The organism is Thermaerobacter subterraneus DSM 13965, assembly GCF_000183545.2.
GTDB classification, from domain to species: domain Bacteria; phylum Bacillota; class Sulfobacillia; order Thermaerobacterales; family Thermaerobacteraceae; genus Thermaerobacter; species Thermaerobacter subterraneus.
Genome location: NZ_JH976535.1, coordinates 2,089,007 through 2,105,303 on the forward strand (window position 1 = coordinate 2,089,007; position 16,297 = coordinate 2,105,303).

General features: G+C 74.4%; 15 protein-coding genes. All 15 read right to left on the bottom strand.

Going from position 1 to position 16,297, the window contains the following annotated elements:
* Nucleotides 1-79: 79 nt before the first annotated feature.
* The gene (locus THESUDRAFT_RS08485; RefSeq protein WP_006904367.1) at nt 80-1,036 is read right to left on the bottom strand and encodes an electron transfer flavoprotein subunit alpha/FixB family protein; all 957 of its coding nucleotides are present in this window, start codon (nt 1,034-1,036) and stop codon (nt 80-82) included.
* 25 nt (nt 1,037-1,061) lie between these two features.
* Nucleotides 1,062-1,868 carry an electron transfer flavoprotein subunit beta/FixA family protein gene (locus THESUDRAFT_RS08490; protein ID WP_006904368.1) on the bottom strand — a complete coding sequence of 269 codons (807 nt, stop codon included), beginning with the start codon at nt 1,866-1,868 and terminating at the stop codon, nt 1,062-1,064.
* A gap of 55 nt (nt 1,869-1,923) precedes the next feature.
* On the bottom strand, nt 1,924-2,535 hold the full coding sequence (locus THESUDRAFT_RS08495) for a TetR/AcrR family transcriptional regulator (RefSeq protein ID WP_006904369.1): 612 nt from the start codon (nt 2,533-2,535) through the stop codon (nt 1,924-1,926).
* 287 nt (nt 2,536-2,822) lie between these two features.
* Complete coding sequence (locus tag THESUDRAFT_RS08500; RefSeq protein ID WP_006904370.1) at nt 2,823-4,040, bottom strand: DUF4340 domain-containing protein; 1,218 nt, start codon at nt 4,038-4,040, stop codon at nt 2,823-2,825.
* Nucleotides 4,037-5,557: a GldG family protein gene (locus THESUDRAFT_RS08505; RefSeq protein WP_006904371.1), complete on the bottom strand. Its 1,521-nt coding sequence runs from the start codon at nt 5,555-5,557 to the stop codon at nt 4,037-4,039. Before THESUDRAFT_RS08505 ends, THESUDRAFT_RS08500 begins: the two co-directional genes overlap by 4 nt.
* A 218-nt stretch (nt 5,558-5,775) precedes the next feature.
* On the bottom strand, nt 5,776-6,495 hold the full coding sequence (locus THESUDRAFT_RS08510) for an ABC transporter permease (RefSeq protein WP_006904372.1): 720 nt from the start codon (nt 6,493-6,495) through the stop codon (nt 5,776-5,778).
* A 5-nt stretch (nt 6,496-6,500) separates the two neighbouring features.
* Nucleotides 6,501-7,592 (bottom strand): ABC transporter ATP-binding protein, encoded by a 1,092-nt coding sequence (locus THESUDRAFT_RS08515; RefSeq protein ID WP_006904373.1) that lies wholly within the window; start codon nt 7,590-7,592, stop codon nt 6,501-6,503.
* Between the two features lie 179 nt (nt 7,593-7,771).
* Complete coding sequence (locus tag THESUDRAFT_RS08520; RefSeq protein ID WP_006904374.1) at nt 7,772-8,974, bottom strand: polysaccharide deacetylase family protein; 1,203 nt, start codon at nt 8,972-8,974, stop codon at nt 7,772-7,774.
* 256 nt (nt 8,975-9,230) lie between these two features.
* Nucleotides 9,231-10,601 (bottom strand): substrate-binding domain-containing protein, encoded by a 1,371-nt coding sequence (locus tag THESUDRAFT_RS08525; RefSeq protein ID WP_006904375.1) that lies wholly within the window; start codon nt 10,599-10,601, stop codon nt 9,231-9,233.
* Nucleotides 10,598-11,332, bottom strand: coding sequence for a molybdate ABC transporter permease subunit (modB, locus tag THESUDRAFT_RS08530; protein WP_006904376.1), 735 nt, complete (start codon nt 11,330-11,332; stop codon nt 10,598-10,600). Before modB ends, THESUDRAFT_RS08525 begins: the two co-directional genes overlap by 4 nt.
* A 218-nt stretch (nt 11,333-11,550) precedes the next feature.
* The gene (gene modA / locus THESUDRAFT_RS08535) at nt 11,551-12,360 is read right to left on the bottom strand and encodes a molybdate ABC transporter substrate-binding protein (RefSeq protein ID WP_242823297.1); all 810 of its coding nucleotides are present in this window, start codon (nt 12,358-12,360) and stop codon (nt 11,551-11,553) included.
* Nucleotides 12,361-13,158: 798 nt separating this feature from the next.
* Entirely contained in the window at nt 13,159-13,677 is a 519-nt protein-coding gene (locus THESUDRAFT_RS08540; protein ID WP_006904378.1) for a type 1 glutamine amidotransferase domain-containing protein, read from the bottom strand.
* Between the two features lie 26 nt (nt 13,678-13,703).
* Entirely contained in the window at nt 13,704-14,261 is a 558-nt protein-coding gene (locus THESUDRAFT_RS08545) for a GAF domain-containing protein (protein WP_006904379.1), read from the bottom strand.
* Between the two features lie 11 nt (nt 14,262-14,272).
* Nucleotides 14,273-15,262 (bottom strand): class II fructose-bisphosphatase, encoded by a 990-nt coding sequence (gene glpX, locus THESUDRAFT_RS08550; protein ID WP_006904380.1) that lies wholly within the window; start codon nt 15,260-15,262, stop codon nt 14,273-14,275.
* A gap of 145 nt (nt 15,263-15,407) precedes the next feature.
* Nucleotides 15,408-16,265: a class II fructose-1,6-bisphosphate aldolase gene (locus THESUDRAFT_RS08555; RefSeq protein WP_006904381.1), complete on the bottom strand. Its 858-nt coding sequence runs from the start codon at nt 16,263-16,265 to the stop codon at nt 15,408-15,410.
* Nucleotides 16,266-16,297: the final 32 nt, after the last annotated feature.

A 16,297-nucleotide genomic window follows, 5' to 3' on the forward strand; every position in this document is an offset into this window, starting at 1 on the left:
TTGCCGCCCCCGCCCGCCGGGAGGCGGTCCGGCCCCGGGCGGCGGCCGCGCCGCCCGGGCACCGGCGTCCGGGCCGGCATCAGCCGGCCTTGAGCTTGCGTACTTCCTCGATCAGGTGGGGCAGCACCTTCTGGTACTCCATGGGCACCCCCAGGCGCGCCACCTCGAAGATCGGCGCCTCGGGATCCTTGTTGATGGCCACCACGGTCTTGGCGCCGGCGATGCCGGCCAGGTGCTGGCTGGCGCCGGAGATGCCGATGGCGATGTAGAGGTCCGGCGCCACGATCTTGCCGGTCTGGCCCACCTGCCGCTCCGGCGGCGCCCAGCCCTCGTCCACCGCCGCCAGGGAAGCGCCCACCGCGCCACCCAGCAGCCGGGCCAGTTCCTCCAGATCCTTGAAGGGCTCGGGACCGCCCAGGCCGCGGCCGCCCGAGACGATGACCCGGGCTTCCTCCAGGCGCACGCCGCCCTCGTCGGCGACCCGCACCTCCACCCGGCGCAGCGGCCGGTCGGTGCCGCTGACGGGCAGATCCTCCACCTCCGCCGGGGACGAACCGGCCTTCTCCGCCGCCGGGAAGGACCCCGGCCGCACCGTGGCCACCTGGGGCGACTTCTTCAGCACCACGTCGGCTACGGCCTTGCCGCCGAACACCGGTCGCGACCACACGATCCGGTCCCCGTCCCGCCGGGCCTCGATCACGTCGGTCACCGCAGCACCCCCCAGCCGGGCCGCCAGCCGCGGAGCCACCTCCCGGCCGCGGGGGTCGGCCGGCAACAGGACCACCTGGGGCTGGAGGCTCTGGCAGGCCGCCGCCAGGGTCGCCACGTACGCCTCGCCGCCGTAGCTCTCCAGGTCCCCGTCGGCGGCGTAGGCCCGGGCACCGTAGGCGCCGGCCTCCGCCGCCGCCTCGCGGGCGCCGGGTCCCAGCACGGCCACGGCCACGGGACCGTCGCCGGCCAGCTGCCGGGCGCCACCCAGGAGCTCGGCGGTCCCCTGGGTCAGGCCCTTTCCGTTCCACTGGACTACCAGGATCATGGCATGTCCTCCTCCCAAGGGCGGTTCAGAGCACCTTCAGCTCCCGCAGCCGCCGCACCAGGGTCGCGGCAACCTCCGCCGGATCGTCGCCCTGGATCATCTCGCACTCGGTCTTGCGCTCCGGGATGCGCAGCGCCAGCACCTCGCTCGCCGCCTCGCCGGCCAGCGCCCCCTCGTCCAGTCCCAGATCGGCCAGGGTCCACTGGTCGATGGGCTTCCGGTTGGCCATCATCACGTCGCGCACCTTGGGCAGGCGCAGGACGTTGCTGTCGTCGTTGGTCACCGTGACCACCAGGGGCAGGGAGGCTTCCAGCACCTCGCGCCCCCCCGGCGCCTCCCGCACCAGGCGCAGGCCGCCGCCGGCCGGTTCCACCTGCTGGACCAGGGCGGCGCAGGGCCAGCCCAGTTCCTCCGCCAGCAGGTACCCCACCTGGCCCTGGTCCCAGTCGCCCGCCTGTCGCCCGGCCAGGACCAGGTCCACCGGGCCCGCCTGGCGCACCGCCGCCGCCAGCACCCGCGCGGTGGTGGCCGCGTCGGGCAGGTCCAGCCCGCCCAGGTCGACCCGCACGGCCCGGTCCGCCTTGAGGGCCAGGGCCTTGCGCAGCCCGTCGGTGGCCTCGGCGCCGCCGGCGCTGATGACCGTCACCGAGTCCGCCGCGCCCTTGTCCTTGAGCTGCAGCGCCAGCTCCAGGGCATTCTGGTCAAAGGGGTTGATCACCACCGGCGCGTCGCCCCGCTCGGGACGGCGCCCGTCGGCCGCCACCCGGAACTTCCGCGCCGGCAGCTCCGGGTCGAGGATGGGCTTGACCAGCACCACCACGTTCCAACCCATCCGGCTTCCCCACCTTTCCCTGGGGTTGTCAAAGGGTTTCGGCCACGGCCCGCCTTCAGGGCGCCCGGCCGGGCGTCCGGGCCTGGCGCCCCGCCCCGCCCGGCGCCAGCAGGCCGTGGAGGATCACCTCAACGAACTGGTCGCCGATCTGCTGCGGCGTCAGCCGGCCGTCGGCGCTGTACCAGCGGTACATCCAGTTGCAGGCACCCAGGATCGCCAGGCAGGCCGCGCCGGGGTCGACCGGCCGCAGCTCGCTGGCGGCCACCCCGCGCGCGATGAGCTCCGTGAGCCGCCGCGTGTACCGGCCCGTCTCGCCGCGGACCTTCTCCGCGTGCTCGGGCGGCAGGGCGTGGGACTCGCGGAACAGCACCGTCAGCGTCTCCTGGTGCTCCGCCACCACCTTGACGTGGGCGCGGATCGCCGCCGCCAGCTGCTGGGCAACGCTCCCCCCCGCCGCCTCGATGCGGTCCAGCTCGGCGTGGAAGAGCCGCATGGTCTCGCCGGCGATCTGCAGCAGGAGCGCCTCCTTGCTGCGGATGTAGTGGTAGAGGGACGCCTTCTGCAGGCCCACCGCCTCGGCGATGTCCTGCATGGTGGTGGCGTAGTAGCCCTTCTGGCGGAACAACTTGCGCGCCGCGTCCAGGATCTCCTGCTCCCGGCTGGCCATGCCGTCGCCTCCTGCGCTGCCCCGTCCCACGCCGCAGCGGGGCTTCCGCCCGCCCGCAGCGGTGGCCCCAGACCCCCTCCCGGCTCGGGTGCCCCGACCGACCGTTCGGTCGGGGCGGGGGCATAAAAAAGGGCGGCGCGGACGGCTCAGGACGAACGCGGCCCGCGGGCCGCCCGCCTGCCCTCCGGACGCCCGCCCTGTGCGGCGGGTGTTACAGAGATTCGGCGCGCCCGGCCCGTTTCCTCCCCGGCCGCGGCGGGCCGCCCTGGGGGATCCTTGGGGTGCCGCTAGTCGCTTCCAGCCCCCTGCCCCCGCCCGGCCTGGTCCTCCTGCGCCTCCTGTCCCGCCTGCCCGCCGTCCTGCCCCTGGCCCGCCTGGCCGCCGGCCTCGCCCTCTTCCACCGGCTTCTCCAGGGCAGGCAGCACCTGATCTTCCAGGTAGGACAGGTCGTCGGGATCGAGCCGGTACACCCACGGCCCCTCGCTGGTCATCACGAAGCGGCCGCCCTCCTCCGCCGGGGCGCCCACCCGGATCTCCAGCCACGGTGCCGCCTGCTGGCCCGGCGCCGGCTGGAACTCCAGGCGGATCCGGCCGTAGGGCTCCGCCAGGCCGTACCGCCGCTGGGCGGCGGGTTCGTCCCCCTGGTCGGCGGCGAAGCCGGCGGCGCGCCACTGGTGCAGGGCGAACCAGAGCTCCGACAGCTGGCTGCTGTCCTGCTTGCCCACCGGCCGGCCGTCCCGCTCCATCGACCAGCTGGTGCCCCCTTCCTCCCGCACGAACACCAGCCGCCGGCCGTTCCAGTCGACTTCCACCCGCCGGACCCGCTCGTCGTTGAAGGGGAGGAACATGGTTTCCCGCAGCTGGCCGGGGGGCAGCTGCAGGGTGTCCGCCACCCCCGGGGCGATGAGGTACACCTGGCGGCCGCCCTCAAGACGCGCGTAGGTGCCGCCGCCCGTGAGGGGGCTCCGGGCCCCCAGTTCCAGCACCCGGGCTTCGCCCTGGCCGGCAAAACGGACCGTGACCCGGGTGGCCGGCCGGTCCAGGCCGTACTGGGCCAGCTCGCCTTCGGGGACGTCCTCGGCCACCACCCGCTGGGCCACCAGCCGGCGCAGGTTGTCGGCGATGGTGGTGGCATACTCGTCGGCCACGGGGTACGGGCCCGGCTGGTGGATCCACCAGCGGCGGCTGGACAGCAGGCCGTCGATGGTATCCGCGGCCACCGGCCCCTGGCCGGCGAAGGGCCGGTCGGGCGACACCACTAGCTCCGGCGGCGGGCCCGGACGCAGGACGATCCGGCCGTCCTCGCCCTCGATCACCACCTCGCGCACCGCGGCATCGCCGGCATCCCACACGACGGCCGTCTCGCCCTCACCGGCCTCCCCGTCGCCGGGCTGCCGGTCCCGGGTGGCCCAGGCGTACACCGCCAGGCCGGCCGCCACCACCAGCAGGAACAGCCCCAGGAAGGCCTGCTGAACCGGCCCGCGGCGGCGACTGCGGCGGCTCATGCGTGCCGCCTCCTCCACCAGATGCCGAGCCCCACCAGCGCCACCAGGGCCGGGAAGCCCAGCACCAGGCCGTAGAAGATGCCCACCACCGCGCCGGGGGTCAGGACGATGGGCGTGGACGCCAGCTCCTTGGGCCGGATGGTCAGCCGCTCTTCGGACCCCACCAGCCAGTTGACGGCGTTGACCACGAAGTCCCGGTTGCCGGGCACCCGGTCCAGGTAGTCATTGGCGACGAAGGCGGCACTGCCGACCACCACCGCCACCGGGCGCGGGCCGCCGGCCGGCTCCGCCGCCTCGGACCCCGCATCCTCCCCTTGCCCGGCGGTTCCTGAGGCGGCCTCCTGATCGCCGGCGCCGCCCTCTTGCCCGTTCCCACCGGTACCGGCCGTCCCCTGGCCCAGCTCCCCTTCCACCGCCAGGGCCAGCGCCAGCGGGCCGGGCCGGTCCTGGCTGTCCTGCCGGACGGCCCGGGCCCGCAGATCCGTCTCGCCCCACGCTGCGTCGCTGGTATGGAGCAGCTCGGTGGTGGTCAGCTGGGTGTCCTCCCTGGGCGCCAGGCTGCGGCTGCCGGGAAGGACCAGCACCAGGTCGCCCCGCTGCAGGGGGTCGACGATGGGATGGCTGCCCAAAAGCGGCATGGGCGAGAGAGGATCCTGCCCCAGGAAGGCCCGCTCCGGGTCGACCACCACGTCCGCCGCGGCGTCGACCCCCACGGTCGCCAGCAACCGTTCCAGCTGCTCCAGGCGCGGCTGGTTGGGCACCGGGCCGTAGAGGACCAGCAGCCGCCCGCCGCGTTGGACGTACTCCTCCAGGCGCTGGCGTTCTTCCTCGAGAAGATCGCGGGTGGGACCGGCGATGGCCACCACGGCGGCGTCGGCAGGCACCTCGCCCTTCTGGGCCAGGTTGAGGGTCTCCACGGCCAGCGCCTCACCCTCCAGCAACCGGCCCAGGGTCGCCAGCTCCCCGCCGGGCGTGCCCTCGCCGTGGCCCGTCAGGAAGTACACCTTCTTGCCGCCACGGCCCGTCAGATCCAGGAGAGCGCGGGTGATGGCCTGCTCCGCGCGGATCTCCAGGCCGCCGCCCGCACCGTAGCCGAACAGGCTGAGCGGGTCGATCTTGCGGTAGTCGTCGCCCGACTCCACCACCACGGTGTTGTAGGTGTCCACCTCGTACCGGCGGGCCGTGGCGGGTTCCCGCTCCGGGTCGACCACCTCGAGCCGGATCCGGTCCGAGTTCCGGTCGTACAGCTCCAGGATGCGGCGCAGGGTGTCACCCTCGGCCGATCCGGACTGGAGGAACCCGTAGAGGGTGACGTCCTGGTCGAGCTCGCTCAAGACCTGGTGGGTTGAAGGCGAGAGGGAGTAGATCTTTTGCGCCGTCGCATCGTACCGCCACGAGTAGCGGGCGGCGAACACATTGGCCAGCACCAGAAGGGCCAGGACGGCCACCGTCAGGACGGCCGTGTTCGTCCCCCGCCACAGGACCCGGCGGCGATGGGCATCGGCCCGTTCGGCCATAGGCGGTCCTCCTCAGCCAGTGCTCATGAACGTCGTGGTGCTCCGCATCACGTCGCTGCTCCGCCTCACGTCCTCACGTCATGCTGCTCCGCAGCGAAGCCGCCGCGCTTGACGCTGCGCTTCGCGTCCTGCCGGGCGGGCTGCAGCCGGCCATCCCGCGGCCGTTCCGGTCGCCTGCGCGTCCCGGCGGACGCAGCCGGCCGGCGCAGAACCCGCCGTCAAGCGGCCCAGGTGCGCCGCTCCACGTTGCGCACGGCCAGGAACAAAAAGCCGGCGATCAGCGTGACGAAATAGACCAGGCGCCGGGTGTCCAGCACCCCGTTGATGAAATCGCTCAGGTTCTCCCAGACCGAGGCGGCGCGCAGCACGTCGCCGGTGGTCCCGCCGACGGAGCCGGCGGCCCAGTCCAGCATGTAGAGGGCCAGCAGGATGCCGAACCCGGCCACGGCGGCGATCACCTGGCTGTCGCTCAGGGTCGAGGCCAGCACGCCCGCGGCGGCAAAGGTGGCGGCCACCAGCCACACACCCAGATAGCCGACCAGCAGCATGGGCCACTCCACCCCGCCGTAGGCGGCGGTGACGGCCGGGTAGATCCCCGTCACCAGCAGGAGGACGGTCAGCAGGGTCAGCACGGCCAGAAACTTGGCCAGCACCGCCTGGTTCAGGGTGATGGGCGAGGTCAGCAGGAGTTCCGCGGTGCCCCGTTGCTGCTCCTCGGCCCAGGAGCGCATGGTCAGCGCGGGCACCACGAACAGCAGCAGCACCACCATGTGGTCGAGCAGGAAGCGCAGGTCGGGCGCCTGAAAGCTGGCCACCACGGCCAGGTAGTACCAGCCCGTCAGGGCCAGGAAGACGGCGGCCACCACCCACCACAGGGGGGACAGCCAGAAGGACAGCACGTCCTTGCGCCACAGGGCCAGAAGCCCGTGCCAGCCCACGGCCCTCACCTCCTGGCGGCGCCTGCGGCCGGGCGGCGACCCCGCCGGTCGCCGGCCGCCGCCCCGCCCCGCCCTTGCTCGCCCGGGGCGGAAGGCGCCGGTTCGTCGGTCACCAGCTGCATGAAGATCTCCTCCAGGGTCATCTCTAGGGGGCGCATCTCCAGGATGGGCCAGCGCTCGGCGGCCATGGCGTAGAAGATCGGCTCGCGCACGTCCCGGCCCCGCGCCGTCACCTCCAGCCGGACCACCGCTTCGGGCTCCGGGCCCGTCCGGTCACCGGGCGCGGCTCCCGCCCCGGCCGGGGCCGGGGCCGCCGTCCTGGGGCCGGGCTCCAGCAGCCGCACGGCTTCCACGCCGTCCAGCTCCCGCAACCGGCGGGCCACCGCCTCGGCAGGCCCCTTGACGGCCAGCTGGAGGGCCGTTCCGCCCTGGAGCGCCCGGGTCAGGCCTTCCGGCGTGTCCTGGGCCACCAGGCGGCCCCGGTTCATGATCAGCACCCGCTGGCAGGTCTGGCGCACTTCCGGCAGGATGTGGGAGCTCAGGATCACCGTGTGCTCCCCGGCCAGGTCGCGGATCAGCTGGCGCACCTCCACGATCTGGGCAGGATCCAAGCCCACGGTGGGCTCGTCCAGGATCAGCACATCGGGCTTGCCCACCAGGGCCTGGGCCAGGCCGACCCGCTGCCGGTAACCCCGGGACAGGTTGCCGATGAGGCGCTTCCACACGTGGGCGACGCCGGTGCGCTCGGCCGCTTCCTGGGCCTCCGCCCGCCGCCGGGGCCGGGGCACGCCCTTGAGGGCCGCGACGAACAGCAGGTAGGACTCCACCGTCATGTCGGGGTAGACCGGCGGATTCTCCGGCAAGTAGCCTACCCGCCGTTTGACTTCCAGGGGTTCTTCCCAGGTGTCGAACCCGGCCACCCGGATGGTGCCGGCGCTGGGCGGCATGTACCCCGTGATGAGGCGCATGGTGGTCGTCTTGCCCGCGCCGTTGGGCCCCAGCAAGCCGACGATCTCGCCCCGCTGGACGGTGAAGGTCAGATCCGTCACCGCCCGGTGCTCGCCGAAGCGCTTGCTCACGCGGGAAACCTCGATCATGGCAACCCTCCTCCCCTCCGGGCAACCCGGCTGCCGCGAAACAGTATAGCATTGGCCCCCGCCACCCCGCGGGGCGCGGCAGGAGCCAAATGTAAAGGATTTGTTAACGGGCAGGACGGGCTTCGGGTTCGCCGGGGAGGGCTCCGCGGGAGTTCACCGCGAGACGGGGACCCGCAGGTTTACCGCAGGGAGGGGGCCGGCGGGACGGACAGGAATCCCTCTTCCGCGCGGCCGGGACCGGCCGGGTTAGGACCGAAAGGCGGCGGGTCAAGCCGCCCGGCCAAGACGGGCCCCGGGGGCACCAGGGGGCGGAAGGCGGGATCCGCCTCGCCGGCGGGCAGGGGCGAGAGCAACTGGCCCAGGGGCACGATGGCAAGGCCCCGCCGCTGGAGGCCCTGGATCATGGCGGGCAGGGCCTGGACCGTCACCGCCGTGGGGTGCATCAGGATGAGGTCGCCGGGCTGGGCCTGGGTCACGATGCGGCGGGCCATGACCTCGGGAGCCGGTTTCATCCAGTCCACGGTATCGAGGCTCCAGTAGATCAACCGCACGCCGGCCGCGGCCGCCGCCTGCTCCACGGCGGCGGTGCGCACCCCCCGGTGGGTGCTGTAGAAGCGGATGGACACCGGGTCGACCCCCGCCGCCCGGGCCACCGCCTCCGCCCCGCGGCGCAGGTCGGCCAGCACGGTCTCTGCGGGTGCCCCTTCCAGGTCGAGGGCATCGGAGTAGCCGTGGTTGCCCAGCTCATGGCCGCCCCGGACCATGGCCGCCACCAGGTCGGGATGGGATTCGGCCCAGCGCCCCACCGGGAAGAAGGTCACCCGGGCGCCGCCCTGGGCAAGGGCATCCAGCATGGCGGGCAGGTACTCCTCGCCCCAGGCCACGTTGACCAGGAAGGTGACGGCCTGCTTGCGGCGGTTGCCGTGGTAGACGGGCTCGGCGGGAAAATCGTCCAGGTCCTGTCGCGGCGGGAGGGCCCGGAAGGCCAGGTCGACCCGGCTGCCCCGGCGCGCCCGCAGAATGGCCTCCAGGCTGGCGGGAACGTCCAGGGCCAGGCCGGCGGCGCCGGGGATGACCGCCCGGTTGGCCGGATCCAGGCGGGCATCCTCAGGCGGCATGGCCACCTGCCGGGCCAGGCCGGCCAGCCAGGACTCCACCTGCTGCCGGGGCCAGCCGCCCACGGCCACCGGCCCGACCCATACATCCGGGGCGGCCCGGGCGGGCAAACCGTCGCCACGGCCGCTCCACGGCAGCAGCCGGAAAGGGGACCAGCCCGCCTTTCCCAGCGCCATGGCCGCCGCGATGAGCAGGATCCACCCCGCCGCCCACCGCCACCGCCGGGCCCCTGCAGGTCCCCGCCGGCCACGACCACCTGCCGCCATAGGCCACGCTCCCCTGGATGGCCGGCCGGTTGTCCGGCCGGCGACGGCGGGCCGGGCCGGGCCGGCCGGCCAGGCCCGCCGCCACCGTTGCGGGCGGGTCCGGCTCCTGAGCCCGGTCGCCGGATCCGGAGGCGAGACCCACCCGCCGGGTCACCCTCCAGGTCACCTCGCCGGACCGGCCGGCCCGGCGGGGCGCCATCCCGGCCCTGCCTCCTGGGCTGGGCGGGCCCGCCCCCCTTTCCCGCCCACTCCGAGCCTATGGGCCGGGGGACTCTAGCATGAGTGGGATCCGGGCGGTGACGGTGCCCGTGGCCGACGTGTCGAAGCCGCCCAGGGCGGCCAGCTGGCGGCGCACCCAGGCGTCCCCCAGGCTTCCCAGGAGGGCCTGCACCGCCGGTTCGTCCAGGACAGAGCGCAGGAAGACCAGATCGTAGGCCACGGACCGGAAGGGGATGAAGTCGAGCCCGTAGGCGGCCGCCACGGCGGCCGTGGTGATGCCGGCGTGGGCCTGGCCCCGGGCCACGGCCCGGGCCACCTCCAAATGGTCCGCGGCCTGCCGGTCGAAGCCGGCCACCGCCGCCGGGGGAATCCCGGCGACCGCCAGGCTCTGCTCCAGCAGCGCCCGGCACCCGGCTCCCGGCTCCCGGTTGACCACCACCACGCCGGGGCGGGCCAGGTCGGCGACGCCCCGCAGGCCCAGGGGGTTGCCCGGCGCCACCACCAGGCCCTCCTCCCACACCCCCAACCGGACGACCACGGCCTCCAGGCCCTCCAGCACCGCCCGGATCAGGGGCAGGTTGTCGGGCTCGCCGGCGGAACCGGCCAGGTGGACCCCGGCCCCGTGGACCATCCCCGCCCGTAAAAGCTCCAGCGCCTGCCGGCTGTTGGCCGGGATGCGGTGCAGGGTCACCCCGTACCGGCCCGCCCCCAGGGCGCGGGACCACAGGGAGAGCTCGGGAGCGCAGCCGGCGATGAGGATGCTCCGGGCCAGGTCGCCCGGGGGTTCCAAAAGGGCGGCCCGCCACCGGCCGCCCGCTCCGGGGCCCGGGGCCGGCCCGCCGCCGGCGGGCGCCAGCAGCCGGGCCCCGGCCGGCACCAGCCCCGGGGTGAAGGCGCCGTCGCCCTGGAGCAGGTGGCCCACCCAGCGCCCGCCCACCCGCCCCACCAGAATCCGGGCTCCGGCTCCGGCCGGGACCGGCCCCCCATCCCGGTCCTGCCGGGGGGTGGCCAGGGCCGTGGCCGGTGCCAGTTCGACCACCATCTCGGGTGCCGGCTCGTCGAGGCGGAACAGGTCTTCCACCCGGCAGCCCAGGGCGCGGGCCAGGCGCATGGCCACGGCCAGCGAGGGGGTCATCCGCCCGGCCTCGATGGCGCCGATGGCCTGGCGGGACACGCCGGCCCGGACGGCCAGCTCCCGCTGGCTGAGCCCCAGGCGCCGGCGGGCCTCCCGCAGGCGGCTGGCGACACCCTCGCGGCCTGGCCGGGCCCGGCCGCGAGCCTCCGGGCCGGCCTCGCCATCGCGGCGCCCCGGGGCCCCTCCATCCGGCGCCGGCTGGTCCCCGGGCCGGTGAAGAGGCCGGCGGGAAGGCCGGTCCGGGTGATCCCGGCGGTTCCACCGGCCGGTCATGAGCGGGCCCTCCTTCCCGGCGGCGCAGAGAGCCTTGCCGGGATCCCCCCGACCCCAACGGGAAACCCCGGCCCCCCGGGCCGGCGCCAGCGGTAGCCGGCCCCCAGGGAGAGGGCCGCCACGGCCGTCAGCAGCAGCGCCAGGCGGCCGGCCAGGTCGTCCCGCCCGGCCTGGACGGCGCTGTAGATGGCCAGGGACAGGGTCTGGGTACGCCCCGGGATGTTCCCCGCCACCATCAGGGTGGCGCCGAACTCGCCCAGGGCGCGGGTAAAGGCCAGCAGCACCCCGGTGGCCACCCCGGGCCACGCCAGGGGCAGGATCACGTGCCGGATCAGGGCCCAGCCCACCGCCCCGTCGATGGCGGCGGCCTCCCGCACCTCGGGCGGGATCTCCTCCAGGGCCGCCCGGGCCGGCTGGACGAAGAGGGGCAGGGCCAGGACCGCCGCCGCCAGCACGGCCGCCGCCGGCGTGAAGATCAGGGTGCTGCCCAGCAGGTGCCGGCTGAGCCAGCCCAGCGGCCCCCGGTAACCCAGAAGCTCCAGCAGGTAGAACCCGAGGACCGTGGGCGGCAGGGCCAGGGGCAGGGTCACCAGCACGTCGACCAGCGTCCGGCCTTTCCAGCCCGGCCGGGACAAGGCGACGGCCAGGGGGAGCCCCGCGGCCACCACCAGGACGGTGGCCGCCGTGACCACCAGCAGCGAGACCTGCAGCGCCTGGATGCCGTCGACCACCCGCCGGCCTCCTCCCCGGACCCCGGTGCTCCGGTGCACCGGTCTCCCGCCCGTTTCCGCACCCCGCTTCCCGGCCGCCAGGCCAGCGCCCGCACCCTGGGGCCCGAGGCACGGTCCAGGCGTCGCCGGCCCGGCGGCCTCACCCTGGGCCTCACGATCACCCGAGGGAAGCCGGGCCCTCGTCCTGCCCCGCGGGGCCCCACCTGGCCGTGCCGGCCTCAGGGTGGCGGCGCAAAGCCGTGTTCGTCCAGGATGGCCCACACCTCGGGCCCCAGGAGGAAGTCCGCGAAGACCCGGGCCGCTTGGGGCTGGGGGGCGCTGCGCGGGATGACCAGGGGGTAGACGATGGGATCGTGGCTGCCGGGCGGTGCTTCGGCGACCACCCGCACCCCCGGGGCCGTGGCGGCGTCCGTCGCGTAGACGATCCCCGCGTCGGCGGCTCCGGCGGCCACATGGTGCAGCACCTGGCGCACGTCCTGATCCAGGACCAGCCGGGAGGCCACCGCCGGCCAGAGCCCCAGGTGTTCCAGCACCTGCCGGCCGTACTGCCCCGCCGGCACGTGGGCCGGGTCGCCCAGCGCCACCCGGCGGACCTGGTCTCCCGCCAGGTCCGCCCAGCTGCGGACCCGTGTCCCGGGCCCGGCCGGTCCCGGGCCCGCGGGGGCCACCAGCACCAGCCGGTTGCCCGCCAGCACCCGCACGTCGCCGGGTGCCGCCAGGCCGGCCCGGATCAGGCGGTCCACCGGCGGGCGCCCCGCCGCCACCAGGAGGTCAACCGGCGCCCCGGCCTCCACCTGGGCCGCCAGCGCCCCCGACGAGCCGAAGTGGAATCGCACCCGGATCCCGGGACGAACCCGGCCGAAAGCGGCGGCCGCTTCCTCCATGACCTCCTGGAGCGAGGCCGCCGCCGCCACCAGGATCTCCGTGCCGCCCGGCGGGCCTTCCCCCGGACCGGCGGGTGGCCCGGGCGGCCCACCTTGCGGGCTGGCATGGGAGCCGGCCGGTTCCTCCCGGGAGGATGCCGGCACCAGAGCGCCGGCTCCGGGCCCCCCATGCCCGTCCCGGGGTAGCCCTTCCCTGCCGCAGCCGCCCAGCCCCACCAACACCAGCACAAGGACCAGGCCGGCAAGGATGCGGGCAGCCCGGCTCGCCCCCCACCGCCGGCGGCGGCGTCCGGCGTGCCGTGGGAGAAGCGGGCCCGCTGGGCGGCAAGTTCCCGGAGCGGCATCCTCCATGGCCTGCACGGCTCCTCCCGCCCCGGCGCCCCGCCCCCGGACCTGGGGATGGCCCCCGGAGCTGCGGGTTGACCTGCCAGGGGGGTGGGGTGCTGGGGCTTGCGGATTGGGGATCGTAGTTCCCCGCGGCGGACGCAATTCCTGTTGGCTAATCGGCTAGTTTACATTGCCTCGCTCCACCCCGCCGGTGCCCCTGGCCCATGGGACCCGTGCCCCTGGCCCATGGGACCCGCGCCCCTGGCCCGTACAGCGGGCCAGCCCGCGGACCCGTCCTTCGGGCCGGCCCCTCCTGGGCGGGGTGCCCCGAGAAGGGGGAGCCTCGGGCCGGCGGCCTCTGGCGCCGGCCTCGGGCCAACTGCCGGCCACTACCTGGGGCCGGCGGCCTCGACCCGCTGTCTCCGGCGGCGCGACCCAAGTCCCCGGGTGCCGGTGCCCCCGGCGAGCCGGCAAGATGCCGGACAAAAAAGTGCAGCGGCCCCGGCAGCCGCTGCACCCTGTCCTTTCCCTGCGCCGTCCCCCGGTCCATGCGCCGTCTCCCGGCTTCACCACAGCCGGGCCGCCCGGGCCCCGCCGCGGCCGGGCGGCCCGGGCTCACCCCTCGCCCAGCTTGGCCAGGATCGCCTTCATGTAGGCCGGCAGGTCGTCGGGCGTCCGCGAGGTCACCAGGTTCCCGTCCACCACCACGGGCTCGTCGACCCACTCGCAGCCGGCGTTGCGCATGTCGTCGCGAATGGCCCGGACGCTGGTGGCCCGCCGGCCGCGCAGGACGTCGGCCGAGACCAGCATCCAGCCGGCATGGCAGATGGCCGCCACCAGCTTGCCCTGATCGTGGATCTCCCGGACGAACCGGACCATCCGCTCGTCCCGCCGCATCTTGTCCGGCGCGTAACCGCCGGGGATCACCACACCATCGTAGTCTTCCGGCCGGACCTCGCCGATGGACTTCACCGCCTTGGCCGGGTAGTGGTGCTTGCTGGTGTACGCCCGCTCCCGCTCGCTGCCGATGAGCTCGACCTGGTGGCCCGCCTCCAGCAGGCGGTAGTAGGGATACCAGAGCTCCAGGTCCTCGTACATGTCATCGACCAGGATGGCGATGCGCCTTGCCGCCATGGGTGCCACCTCCCCTTTCGTGCATCTCAGCGGCTGCCACCCGCCAGGGCTGCCTGGACCGCCCCGTCGCCCGCCGCCACCTCGGCCAGGACGGCGCAGACCGCCTGCAGGAAGTCCTCGTCCTCCGGCCCGAAGGCGGCCAGCCGGTCGCTGTCGATGTCGATCTCGCCGTACACCCGGCCCTGCCGGGCGATGGGGACCACGATCTCCGACCGGCAGGAGAGGAAGCACTGCAGGTACCGCGGGTCCTGGCGCACGTCGGGGACGTTGGCCAGCTGGCCCGTGGAGGCGGCCCAGCCGCACAAGCCCGCGTTCAGGGGAATCTCCACGTGCTGGGTGGGCTGGGGGCCGTCCCAGGCCCAGAGCTTGAGCCGGTCCCCCTCCACCATGTAGATTCCCACCCACGAGTAGTGGGGGAACTCCCGGTACAGGTGGGTGCACACCGCCTGGGCCAGGTCACGGAAAGGCTGCCCCCGGCCGGCCTCCTCCCGCAGCCAGGCCAGGGTCCGGGCCCGCCGGGCCTCCAGATCCCCCGGGGCCTCTCCGGCTTGCCCGGCCCGTTCGTCCCGTTCCCGCTCCGCCATCGCCCATCACCTCATGCCCTGCCCGCCCCGGCGCCGCCCACCATCTCGCCGATGACGGGCTTGCGCTCCAGCCGGTGCCACGCCTCGACGAACCGCACCGTGCCCGTGCGGTAGCGCATGGCCACCGAGTGGGTGTAGGCGCCGCGGCTGGTGAACTGAACGCCGCGCAGCATCTCCCCGCTGGTGATGCCCGTGGCGGCGAAGATCACGTCCTCGCCCCGCACCAGATCCTCGATGCGCAGCACCCGGGCCTGGTCGATGCCCATGGCCTGCATCCGCCGCCGGTCCTCGTCGTCCTCGGGCCAGAGCCGGCCTTGCAGCTCGCCGCCCAGGCAGTAAAGGGCCGCCGCCGCCAGGACGCCTTCGGGGGCGCCGCCGATGCCGACCATGAGATCGATGCCCGTCCCCTCCAGGGCCGTGGCGATGGCGGCCGAGACGTCGCCGTCGGAGATCAGCCGGATGCGGGCACCCGCCCGCCGGATGCGGGCCACCAGGTCCGCATGGCGCGGCCGGTCCAGCAGGATCACCGTCACGTCTTCGACCCGCTTGCCCAGGGCCCGGGCCACGGCCTGGAGATTGTCCTCGATGGGCCGCTCGATGTCGATGGAGCCCGCCGCCGCCGGGCCGACGGCGATCTTCTCCATGTACATGTCGGGGGCGTGGAGCAGGCAGCCCCGGGGCGCCACGGCCAGGACCGCAATGGCCCCCGGCAGACCCTTGGCCACCAGGTTGGTCCCTTCCAGGGGGTCGACGGCCACGTCGACCTCGGGCCCCCGGCCGCTGCCCACCTGCTCGCCGATGTAGAGCATGGGCGCCTCGTCCATCTCCCCCTCGCCGATGACCACCGTCCCGCGGATGTCCACGGTGTCGAACACCGCCCGCATGGCGTCCACCGCGGCGCCGTCGGCGGCCTTCTTGTCCCCCCGCCCCATCCAGCGGGCGGCGGCCAGGGCGGCCGCCTCGGTCACCCGCACCAGTTCCAGCGTCAGTTCCCGTTCCATCCCGGCTGCCTCCCCTCCCCCGCGGCCGCCACCCCCCGGCCGGACGAACCGGCCCGGGCGGCCTCCGGGCTCCCGGGCCGCATCCCGCGTCGGGATCAGGCGGTCCAAGGGGCCCTGCTCTCCTCGCCCCTGGCCCGGACGGCGCTCACGCCTTGCCCGAGGAGCCGAAGAGCCGCATCTTCTCCTTGACCTTTTCCTTCATGGCCTCCCGGGCGGGGCCCAGGATCTTGCGCGGGTCGATCTCCTGGGGCTTCTCCGCCATGATCTCCCGCGCCCGGCCGACGAAGGCGGCCCGCAGCTCGGTGTCGATGTTGATCTTCCGGACCCCCAGGGGAATGGCCCGCCGGATGTGCTCCTCCGGGATCCCGCTGCCGCCGTGCAGCACCAGCGGCAGGTCCGGCATCAGCTGGTGGATGCGGGCCAGGCGGTCGAAGTCCAGCTTGGGCTCGCCCTTGTAGAAGCCGTGCTTGGTGCCGATGGCCACCGCCAGGTAGTCGACCCCGGTGCGCTGGACGAAATCGGGCACCACCTCGGGGTCGGTCAGCACCACGTCCCAGTCCTCGACGCGGATCTCTTCTTCCACCCCGCCGATCTTGCCCAGCTCGCCTTCCACGGAGACGCCCACGGCGTGGGCGGCCTCCACGGCCTTGGCCGTCAGCCGCACGTTCTCCTCATAGGGCAGGTGGGATCCGTCGAACATCACCGAGGTGAATCCGTAGCGCAGGCACTCCATCACCTGCTCGAAGCTGGGGCCGTGGTCCAGGTGCAGGCAGATGGGCACCCGGGCCTCTTCCGCCGCCGCCGTCACCAGGGCGCGGATGTAGCGGATGCCCGCGTACTTGATGGCGCCCTGGCTGGCCTGCAGGATCACGGGCGACCGCTCCTCCTCGGCGGCGGCAATGATGGCCTGGATGATCTCCATGTTGTTGACGTTGAAGGCGCCCACGGCGTAGTCCCGCTTGCGGGCGTCTTCCAGGAGCTCGATGCCGGTGACCAGCGGCATGTCGAGAATCACCTCGCGCGAGGGTAGTCCAC